This is a genomic window from Amycolatopsis speibonae, from assembly GCF_042647925.1.
GTDB classification, from domain to species: Bacteria; Actinomycetota; Actinomycetes; order Mycobacteriales; family Pseudonocardiaceae; genus Amycolatopsis; species Amycolatopsis speibonae.
Genome location: NZ_JBHRWK010000018.1, coordinates 60,816 through 70,388, shown reverse-complemented (window position 1 = coordinate 70,388; position 9,573 = coordinate 60,816). Strand labels below are relative to the sequence as shown.

General features: G+C 68.2%; 8 protein-coding genes. 4 read left to right on the top strand and 4 right to left on the bottom strand.

Features of this window, described 5'->3' with window-relative positions; genetic code table 11:
• Positions 1-220: 220 nt before the first annotated feature.
• Genes ACFOSH_RS13915 through ACFOSH_RS13905 form a run of 3 tightly spaced genes read right to left on the bottom strand, consistent with a single transcriptional unit; the run spans position 221 to position 2,170 of the window.
• Positions 221-1,183 carry a pyridoxal-phosphate dependent enzyme gene (locus tag ACFOSH_RS13915; RefSeq protein ID WP_378239259.1) on the bottom strand — a complete coding sequence of 321 codons (963 nt, stop codon included), beginning with the start codon at positions 1,181-1,183 and terminating at the stop codon, positions 221-223.
• Positions 1,180-1,824, bottom strand: coding sequence for a helix-turn-helix transcriptional regulator (locus ACFOSH_RS13910; protein ID WP_378239258.1), 645 nt, complete (start codon positions 1,822-1,824; stop codon positions 1,180-1,182). Before ACFOSH_RS13910 ends, ACFOSH_RS13915 begins: the two co-directional genes overlap by 4 nt.
• Positions 1,817-2,170, bottom strand: coding sequence for a RidA family protein (locus ACFOSH_RS13905; RefSeq protein ID WP_378239257.1), 354 nt, complete (start codon positions 2,168-2,170; stop codon positions 1,817-1,819). The genes ACFOSH_RS13910 and ACFOSH_RS13905 overlap by 8 nt, the downstream gene beginning before the upstream one ends.
• Before the next feature lie 113 nt (positions 2,171-2,283).
• On the opposite strand from ACFOSH_RS13905, the gene ACFOSH_RS13900 reads away from it, so the two are divergent.
• Complete coding sequence (locus ACFOSH_RS13900; RefSeq protein WP_378239255.1) at positions 2,284-3,030, top strand: GntR family transcriptional regulator; 747 nt, start codon at positions 2,284-2,286, stop codon at positions 3,028-3,030.
• A gap of 48 nt (positions 3,031-3,078) precedes the next feature.
• Here the strand turns inward: ACFOSH_RS13900 and ACFOSH_RS13895 are convergent, their stop codons facing one another.
• Positions 3,079-4,434: an SLC13 family permease gene (locus ACFOSH_RS13895; RefSeq protein WP_378239254.1), complete on the bottom strand. Its 1,356-nt coding sequence runs from the start codon at positions 4,432-4,434 to the stop codon at positions 3,079-3,081.
• 153 nt (positions 4,435-4,587) lie between these two features.
• Between ACFOSH_RS13895 and ACFOSH_RS13890 the strand changes: the two genes are divergently transcribed.
• The 3 genes from ACFOSH_RS13890 to ACFOSH_RS13880 are packed head-to-tail and all read left to right on the top strand — an operon-like array spanning position 4,588 to position 9,450.
• The gene (locus tag ACFOSH_RS13890; RefSeq protein WP_378239252.1) at positions 4,588-5,754 is read left to right on the top strand and encodes a pyridoxal-phosphate-dependent aminotransferase family protein; all 1,167 of its coding nucleotides are present in this window, start codon (positions 4,588-4,590) and stop codon (positions 5,752-5,754) included.
• A 10-nt stretch (positions 5,755-5,764) separates the two neighbouring features.
• Entirely contained in the window at positions 5,765-8,692 is a 2,928-nt protein-coding gene (locus tag ACFOSH_RS13885; RefSeq protein WP_378239251.1) for an FAD-binding and (Fe-S)-binding domain-containing protein, read from the top strand.
• The gene (locus tag ACFOSH_RS13880) at positions 8,683-9,450 is read left to right on the top strand and encodes a fumarylacetoacetate hydrolase family protein (protein ID WP_378239250.1); all 768 of its coding nucleotides are present in this window, start codon (positions 8,683-8,685) and stop codon (positions 9,448-9,450) included. The genes ACFOSH_RS13885 and ACFOSH_RS13880 overlap by 10 nt, the downstream gene beginning before the upstream one ends.
• Positions 9,451-9,573 lie beyond the last annotated feature (123 nt).

Below are 9,573 nucleotides of genomic sequence, written 5' to 3'. Positions count from 1 at the left end.
CAATCACCAGTCCTAGCCCGAGCCTCGTTGCCCTCTCAGGCCACCACGCCCACCACCCTCAAACCGTGATCAACGCCAGCCCTTAAGTTCCTGGCATTGACCTTCAGGGTAGGCAAGGAGGCCTTCATGGACCGGGCCTGCGGTCAGGCCGTAGCCAGGAATCCAGTAGGTAACCTAAGACACTCGTGAGTGGCAAGGCTGGCCTATCGCTCACGAGGGGTTACCCGGCCGCGATCAGTTCGGCGAACCGTTCCGGGCTGACGTTCCCGCCGCTGATGATCACCCCCACCCGGCCCGAAACGGGAATCCGGCCGCTGAGCAGCGCCGCGAGACCCGTCGCCCCGCTCGGCTCCATGACGAGCTTCAGCCGCTCGAACGCGAACCGCATCGCGTCCCGGACCTGGTCGTCGGTGACCAGCGCGATCTCGTCGACGAGCCGCCGGTTGATCGAGAACGTCAGCTCGCCGGGAATGGAAGCGGCCTGGCCGTCGGCGATGGTCCGCGGCACCGGGATCGACACGCGTTCCCCGGCTTCCAGCGATCGCTTGGTGTCGTCGCCCTCGGCGGGTTCGACGCCGACGACCCGGATGCCGGGCCGCACGGCCTTCGCGGCGGTCGAACTGCCCGCGATCAGGCCGCCACCACCGACCGGGACGACCAGGGTGTCCAGGGAATCGGTGTCCTCCAGTAGTTCCAGCGCCGCGGTGCCTTGTCCGGCGATCACGTGCGGGTGCTCGTACGGCGGGATGAGCGCGAGGCCGCGTTCGGCCGCGAGCGCTTCACCGATCGCGACACGGTCGCCGGTGTACCGGTCGTAGGTGACGATCTCGGCGCCGTAGCCCGCGGTGGCGTCCTTTTTGGACTGCGGGGTGTCTTCCGGGATCAGGATGACCGCGCTGCTCCCGAGTTCCCGCGCGGCGAGCGCGACGGCCTGGGCGTGGTTGCCCGAAGAGTAGGCGGCGATGCCCTTGGCCAGCTGCTCCGGCGTGAGCCGGGAAGCGGCGTTGTACGCGCCACGGAACTTGAAGGCCCCGACGCGCTGGAGGTTCTCGCACTTGACGAAGACCTCGGCGCCGACGCGGTCGTCGAGGGTGCGGGAACGCACGACCGGGGTCCGGTGCGCCACACCGGCCAGGCGGGCGGCGGCGTCGCGGATGTCGTCGATGGTCACGGCGGCGGTCATGATGCTCCTTGATCACGGATTTCGGAGAGATAGTTGTAAGCGGAGGCGCGGGAGATCCCGATCCGGGCCGCGACCTGCGGAACGGCACGTCGGACGGCGAAGACGCCACGCGCGTGCAGGCTGCGAAACAGGTCGAGACGTTCTTCGCGGCTGAGCGCGGCCCACGGCTTGTTCAGCCGGAGTTGGTGTTCGTCGACGATCGCGTCCACTACCGCGTCGACGTCGTCGCCGAAGGTGGTGGTCGGCGTTTCGGCGGTGGTGCCGACGTCGGCGAGTTCGCCGACCAGGGTCTTGAGCTGGCCCAGTGCGGTGACGTCGAGGTTCACGCAGAGCGCGCCGAACACCGAGCCGCCGCCGTCACGCAGCAGCATCGTCGAAGACTTCACCAGCTTCCCGGACGCCGTCCGCGTGACGTAGTTCAGCTGGTCTTCGGCGTCGTCGCCGCGGGCGAGCAGCCCCATGCCGATCTCGCTCATCGACCCGCCCACAGTGCGGTCGGTGACCGAGCCGGCGATCGCCACCACCGACTGTTCCGGGCGGCGGAAGTCGTGCACCACGACCTCGCAGAACGAGCCGAGCGTCGCCGCGATGCCGTCGGCGACCGGGGCGAGCGCGTCGAGGATCGCGTCCTGCTCAGACATCGCGTACTCGGGCGAGAGCCTCGACTTCGACGACGCCGCCGTAGGGCAGCGACGCGACTCCGACGCAGGTGCGAGCGGGCCGAGGCTCGGAGAAGAACGCTTCGTAGACGCGGTTGAGGCCGTCGCGGTCGGCGATGTCGGTCAGGTAGACGACGACCTTCACCACGTCGGCCCGGCTCGCGCCCACCGAACTCAGCGCGGCGTCGAGGTTGGCGAAGGCCCGCGGGCATTCGGCGTCGAATCCGCCGGGTACCAGTGCTCCGGTCTCGGTCACGCCGAGCCGTCCGGAGACGGAAACCAGATCGCCGCTGCGGAAGGCCGGGGGATACGGATGCTCGTTGGTCACAAGACTGAACGTATAAGCATTGGACGAAAAGTCCAAGCGGAAGAGAAGTGACATACCGCTCACGCGAAGAGAACGTGATTGATATACCGTATACAGAAAGGAAGGGGGCCTGGATGACCACGAGTTCCGCAGGAGCCGTGCAGTACGAGGACGGCCGGATCATCGCTCCGCCGAGTATGGCCGACCTGGCCACGCAGGCGCTCCGAGCGATGATACTTTCCGGCGAGCTCCCGCCCGGCACGCGCTTGGTCGAGGCCAAGCTCACCGAGCGGCTCGGGGTGTCCCGCCCGCCGTTGCGCGAAGCGTTGCAGGTCCTGGCGTTCGAAGGGCTCGTCGTACCCCATCCGCGGCGCGGGGTCATCGTCCGTCCCCTGACCCGCCATGACGTCTACGAGATCATCACCTTGCGCGAAGAGCTCGAAGCCTTCGCCGTCCGGATCGGGATCCCGGTCCGCTCGCCGGAGCGGCTGCAAGCCTGCCGGAACGCTTTGGCCGCCTTCGAGCAAGCGGGCCTCGACGGCGACGAAGGTGTCTTCACTCAACGCAAGTACGACTTCCATCAGTCGATCGTCGCGCTGGCCGGGCATGAGCGCGTCACCGAGGCGTATCGCGCGCTTTCCCTGCAGATGCAGTTGTGCATGGCGCTCAACCGCAGCGCCCGCCGCGACGCGGAATCGTTGCTGCAGAACGTCGAGCGGCATCGCGAACTGCTCACGATCATCGAGGGCGGCGATCCCGAAGCGGTGCTGAAGGCGCTGGCCGATCACGGTCACAGCAGCTTCCTCGGCGAGGTGGTGGACCAGCTCGACGGCGGCACTCCCGACTCCGAGCGCTGGCTCACCGAACGCCGGGGCCGGTAGCTGAAGGGGACTTTCCCCGCATGAGATGCGGGGAAAGTCCCCTTCAGCTCAGCTCCAGCCGGGCAGGATGAACAGCAGCCAGGTCGTGACGGGGGCGATCACGCACATGCTGAAGCCCCAGATCATCAAGCCGCGGAACACCTTGTCGTTCTGGCCGGCGGGCGCGTTGGCCACGACCAGGGCGCCGCTGGTGGAGAACGGCGACGAGTCGACGACCGAAGACGAGATCGCCAGCGCGATGATCATGCTGACCGCGCCGACCTCGCCCGCCAGCAGGAACGGCACGGCCAGGGGGATGAGCGCGCCGAGGATCCCGGTCGTCGACGCGAACGCCGAGACCACCGCGCCGATCGCGCAGATCAGGATCGCGGCCAGCAGGGGCGAGCCGATCTGCGTCACGAGGTTGCCCAGCCAGTCGATCGTGCCGACGCGCTCCATCAGTGAGACGAAGGTGACGATCCCGCAGATCAACAGCACGGTCGGCCACGCCACCTCGCCGACGGCCGCCTTCGCCGACCCCGGCGAAACCAGCGACAACACCGTCGCCACGGTGAGCGCGGTGAAGCCGACGTCGAGCTTGAACACCAGCGCGCCCACCGCGAGCGCGGCCAGCCCGATCAGGGTGAACACGTGGTCGCGGGTGAGCGGAAGGCGCTCCTCGGGCTCGTCGGTTCCGCCGCTGGAAGGCGTGGCTTCGCCGGGATCATCTGTGATCGTCGTGCCCGCCGAAGAACCGCTCACCGCCAGCGCGGGCTGAGCCGCCACGGCGGTCACCCGGGTCTTGGCGGCCGATGACCGGCGGATCAATTCGCGGCCGCCGAAGAGGAAGAACACCACGATGCTCAGCACCAGGTTGAAGGCGAAGGAAGACACGAACAGCAGCCCCGGATTGCTCGGCAGGTTGTCGCGGGCGACGACGCCGTTGACGATGCTGCCGAAGATGCTGATGGGGGAGAAGCCGCCCGCGCTGGCGCCGTTGATGATCAGCAGGCCCATCAGCATCGGGTTGATCGAGTAGCGGCGGGCGAAACCCATGCCGATCGGGGCGATGATCGCCACCGCCGCCGGCACCACCGCGCCGACCGCGGTCAGCGTCGCGGTGACCACGAACATCACCCAGGGGATCAGGGCGATCCGCCCGCCGACGGCACGCACCACCAGGTGCACGAGCCGGTCGACGGTGCCGTTGCCTTTGGCTATCGCGAACAGCAACGTCACCCCGACCAGGATGACGAAGAGATCTCCGGGAAAGCCCGAGACGATGTCGTCGGTGCTTTCCCCGACGAACGCCGTGCCGATCACGAAGGCCGCGACGAACGCCAGCGCTCCCATGTGGACGGGGAGCACGGTCGCGATCAGGAACACGAGGGCGAGCGCCACGACTGTGACGAGTTGTATGGACATCTGAATCCTCTGCGGTCGGCGCTGACACATCCAGGGACTTGAAGTTGTTTCCGGGTACCCCCTCGACGGAGTTCGGTACACGGTATACCTTTCAAGCAGCGAGACCAAGGTTTCGCTCTGTGGAACATCTCGAAGCCGAGCGTGGAGGCGCACATGACATACGCGGCCGGACGTCACTTCCTGCAGATCCCGGGCCCGACGAACGTCCCGGACGTGGTGCTCCGGGCGATGTCGGCAGCCACCATCGACCACCGCGGACCCGAGTTCCAAGAGCTGGCGAGCGGGCTGCTGCGCGACATCAAACCCGTCTTCGGCACCACGAATCCGGTGGTCATCTACCCCGCCACCGGGACCGGTGCGTGGGAGGCCGCCCTGACCAACACCCTCAGCCCTGGCGACACCGTGCTGGCCTTCGAGACCGGTCACTTCGCCACGTTGTGGCAGGAGATGGCGCGGGGTCTCGGGCTGCACGTCGACTTCGTGGCGGGGGACTGGCGGCACGGCGCGGACCCCGAGGTGGTCGCCGAAAAGCTCGCCGCGGACACCGAGCGCCGGATCAAGGCCGTCTGCGTGGTCCACAACGAGACCTCCACCGGCGTCACCAGCCGCGTGCCGGAGATCCGCGCCGCGATCGACGCCACCGGGCATCCCGCGCTGCTGCTGGTCGACACCATCTCTTCGCTCGGTTCGATCGACTACCGGCACGACGAATGGGGCGTCGATGTCACCGTCGCGGGCTCGCAGAAAGGCCTCATGCTCCCGCCGGGCATGAGTTTCAACGCGATCAGCGACAAGGCCCTCGACGCCGCCAAGACGGCCTGCCTGCCGAAGGTCTTCTGGGACTGGGGCCCGATGCTCGCCGCGAACGCGCGCGGATTCTTCCCCTACACCCCCAACACCAACCTCATGTACGGGCTGCGGGAAGCCTTGCGCCTGCTCTACGAAGAGGGTCTGGAGAACGTCTTCGCGCGCCATGCCCGGCATGCCGCCGCCACGCGTGCCGCCGTGCGCGGCTGGGGGCTGGAGGTCCTCTGCGAGGACGAACGCGAGCATTCCGGCGCGCTGACCGCTGTCCTCGTGCCGGAAGGCGTCGACGCCGACAAGGTCCGCGCGATCATCCTCGACCGGTTCGACATGTCCTTGGGCGCGGGACTGGGCAAACTCGCCGGGAAGATCTTCCGCATCGGGCATCTCGGCGCGTTCAACGATCTCACGCTCGCCGGCACCCTCGCCGGAGTCCAAATGGGGCTCACGCTGGCCGGCGTCCCCGCCGATCCACGCGGACTGCAGGACGCCCTCGAACACCTGCAGAACGACTGAAGGCCCGCCGATGACCACCGAACTGACCCGCACCAGCCCACTCGAAGACGCGCTGCACGCGCGGATCAAGGGGGAAGTCGCCTTCGACGACTACACGCGACATCTCTTCTCCCGCGACGCGAGCATGTATTCGATCATGCCGCGCTGTGTCGTATTCCCTCTCGACCACGAGGACGTCGCCGCCGCCGTCGCCACGGCGGCGGAGTTCGGCGTGCCCGTCGTCCCGCGAGGAGCGGGTACCAGCCTGGCAGGGCAGACCGTCGGCCCCGGCCTGGTGCTCGACCTGTCCCGGCACATGAACCGGATCATCGACCTCGACCCCGTCGCGCGCACCGCCGTCGTCGAACCCGGCGTCGTCCAGGACCAGCTGAACAAGGCGGCGGCCGCGCACGGGCTGATGTTCGGGCCCGACACCTCCACCAGCAACCGCGCCACCATCGGCGGGATGGCGGGCAACAACTCGGCGGGCTCCGGGTCGCTGACCTTCGGCATGACCATCGACCACATCCGCGCGCTGGACGTCGTCCTGGCCGACGGATCCACCGCCCGGCTGGAGCCGGTGAGCGAGTCCGAACGCGTGCGCCGCGCCGAGGCGGACACCCTCGAAGGGCGCATCTACCGCGAACTCCCCGCGCTCGTCACCGCGCACGAGGACGCCATCGCCAAGGGGATGCCGGTGTTCTGGCGCCGCGCCTGCGGCTACCGGCTCGACCGCCTCGCCGGGTACGGCGACGACAATCCCTTCGACCTGGCCAAATTCGTCGTCGGCGCGGAAGGCACTCTCGTGCTGGCCACCCGGATCGAAGTCGACCTGGTGCCCAAGCCGAAGAAGACCGTCTACGCGGTCGGGCATTTCGAGACGACGCACGGCGCGATCTCGGCCACGCTCGACGCGCTCAGCTGCGGCCCGCACCAGGTCGAAATGATGGACAAGACCATCCTCGACCTGTCGCGGCAGAAGATCGAGTACGCCGACCTGGGTAACCACCTCGTCGGCGACCCGGCGGCGCTGCTGTTCGTCTCCTTCTCCGGCGACGACGAGGCCGGATTGGCGACGAAACTCGACGAGGTCGCCGCGCTCTGGGAGCGCAACCGACACGGCTATCACACGCTCAAGCTGGTCACGGCCGCCGAACAGGCGGCGCTGCTCAAGGTGCGCAAGTCCAGTCTCGGTCTGCTGATGGCGGCCGGCGAGGGAACCAAACGGCCACTGGCGTTCATCGAGGACACCGCCGTCGCACCGGAGCATCTCGCGGACTACACCGCGCGGTTCAAGGAGATCCTCGACGAGCACCACCTCGAAGCCGGGTTCTACGGCCACTGTTCGGTCGGCTGCCTGCACATCCGGCCGTTCGTCGACCTCACCGATCCCGCGCAGGTCGACACGATGCGCGTGGTCGCGGAGAAGATCAAGGACCTCGTGGCCGAATTCGGCGGCGTGAACTCCTCGGAACACGGGGACGGCCTGGCCCGCTCGGAATTCAACCGCGAGATCTTCGGCGACGAACTGTACGAAGCCATGCGCCAGGTCAAGAAACTGTTCGACCCGGCGGGCACGATGAACCCCGGCAAGATCGTCGACGCGCCTTCGATGACCGAGAACCTGCGCGACCGCGACGCCCTGCCGCCCGCGCCGCCGTTGCGGACGATGCTGTCTTTCGAGGTCATCGGCGGGGGCGGGATGCGCGACGCCGCCGACCGCTGCATGAACATCGGGTTGTGCCGCAAGACGACCGGTGGCGTGATGTGCCCGTCCTACCAGGTCACCCTGCAGGAGGAACACTCCACGCGGGGCCGCGCGAACGCCCTCGTCAAGGCGCTCTCCGAGCCGGATCCGAAGGCCGCGCTCGGCGGGGAACGACTCAACGAGATCCTCGATCTGTGCCTGATGTGCAAGGCCTGCAAGAGCGAATGCCCGATGAGTGTCGACATGGCCTCGCTCAAGGCCGAAACCCTGCACCAGCACCACGAGGAACACGGCACGCCGCTGCGGTCGCGGATCTTCGGCTCGATCCGGGCCCTCAACCGGCTGGGTTCGGCGACCGCGCCGCTGTCCAATGTGCCCGGCCGGATCGGGGTGCTGCGCAAACTCATGGAACGGGCCGTCGGGATCAAGGCCGAACGGCCGCTGCCGAAGTTCGTGCGGGACAACCTCGTGCGCTGGAACCGCCGCCGTACCGCGGTGCCGGGAACGGCAGGCACGGTGAACTGGCTGGCGGATTCCTTCACCACCTTCACCGAACCGCAGATCGGCAAGGCGGCCATCGAGCTGCTCGAAAGCGCGGGCTGGACGGTGGAACTCGCTTCCGGCGGCTGTTGCGGGCGGTCGAGCCTGTCGAAAGGCCTGCTCGACGACGCCAAGAAGAAGGCGACCGGACTGGTCACGTCCTTGGCCCGCGACACCGAACCGGGGTCGCCGATCGTCGGGTGCGAGCCGTCGTGCGTGTTCACCCTGCGGGACGAGACGCTGGCGCTGCTGCCGGAGCTTCCCGAGGCACAGCAGATCAAGGAGCGGGTCCGCCAGGTCGAGGAACTGCTCGTCGAGGCCATCGACGACGGCAGGCTGAAGCTTCCGGAGCGATCCTGGCTCAGCGGGCGACGGGTGGTCTTCCACGGCCACTGTCACCAGAAGGCGGAGGTCGGCACCGCGGCCACCATGGCGCTCCTGCGCCGGATCCCGGGGCTGGAGGTCGCCGAGATCGACTCCGGCTGCTGCGGGATGGCGGGCTCGTTCGGCTTCGAGGCCGAACACTACGAGACCTCGATGGCCGTCGGGCGCGACCGGCTTTTCCCCGCGCTGGAACAGGAACCGGCCGAAACGCTGGTCGCGGCCACCGGGGTTTCGTGTCGCCAGCAGATCTTCCACGGCGTGGGCCGGACCGCGTGGCATCCGCTGGAACTCGTCCGCGAAGCGCTCGGCGGTGCGCCATGCGCCTGATCCGCTTCGACGTCGAGGGAACCGCCCGGACAGGGTGCGTCGACGGTGATCTCGTGCTTGCCTACGACCCGGTCACCGGCCCCGGCGAGGTCGTCGGCCCGCTGTCCGGTGTCCGGCTGCTCGCGCCGTGCGATCCGCGCACGATCGTCTGCGTGGGCAGCAACTATCCCTGTCAGCTGAAGGAAAAGGGGCGACCGTGGCCGGAGCGGCCCGCCCTGTTCCTCAAGGCCCCCAACGCCGTCACCGATCCCGGGCAGCCGATCCTGCATCCGCCCGAGGTCGAACGCCTGGAGTACGAAGGGGAACTGGCCGTCGTCATCGGCAGGACCGCCCGGAACGTGAGCGTCGAGGACGCGTCGGCGTACATCCTCGGCTACACCTGCGCCAACGACGTCACCGCGCACGACTGGCGGGCCGACGGCCAGTGGGCGCGGGCGAAGAGCGCCGACACGTTCCTGCCGCTCGGCCCCTGGATCACCACCGACATCGAGAACGGAGACCTCGAGGTGACCACCCGGATCAACGATCGGACCGTCCAGCGGTCCACCACCGGCGAGATGATCTTCGGCGTGCCCGCGATCCTCGCGTGGGTGACCCGCTGGTTCACCCTGCGCCCCGGCGACGTCGTGCTCACCGGCAGCCCCGCCGGGGTCGGGCCGATGAAGCCGGGGGACGAGGTGACCGTGGCGATCGAGGGCGTCGGCGAACTGACCAACCCCGTCCAGTCTCGTGATCAGACGGCGAACTCGCGTGATTGAAGGGGGATCTCACGTGATTGAACGGGGATCTCACGTGATCAGACGGCGAACTCGGGTGTGCGCCGTCTGATCACGCGAGTTCGCTGTCTGGTCACGCGAGATCGCCGGACACGCCAGCTCACT